Annotated in this window: 1 protein-coding gene; it reads right to left on the bottom strand. The window is 69.3% G+C overall.

Annotation, left to right across the window (positions count from 1 at the left end; all coding sequences use genetic code 11):
- A partial coding sequence (locus SB717_RS37170) for a universal stress protein (RefSeq protein WP_410908114.1) occupies window positions 1-261 on the bottom strand: 261 nt, incomplete at both ends.

Here is a 261-nt window from a genome sequence, read left to right as displayed (position 1 = left end):
CCGCACGATGTGCACCACGACGAGTTCGGCGCTCGATCTGGACGCGATCCGGCTCGCCCGCCGCAGCAAGGTCGCCGACTCGGGCCCACCGGTCAACGCCACCACCACCCGCTCACGGGCCTCCCAGGTGGCGGTGATGTCGTGCGCGGCACGATATGCCGCCAGGTTGTCGTCCACCTGGTCCGCCAGCCAGAGCAACGCGAGCTCACGCAACGCGGTGAGGTTGCCCTGCCGAAAATAATTGGCCAGCGCGCCGCCCAC

The organism is Priestia sp. SIMBA_032 (genome assembly GCF_046535215.1).
In the GTDB taxonomy this organism is placed as follows: domain Bacteria; phylum Bacillota; class Bacilli; order Bacillales; family Bacillaceae_H; genus Priestia; species Priestia aryabhattai.
Note: the sequence above shows the minus strand (reverse complement) of the source record. Positions and strands in the feature narration are given on the sequence as shown.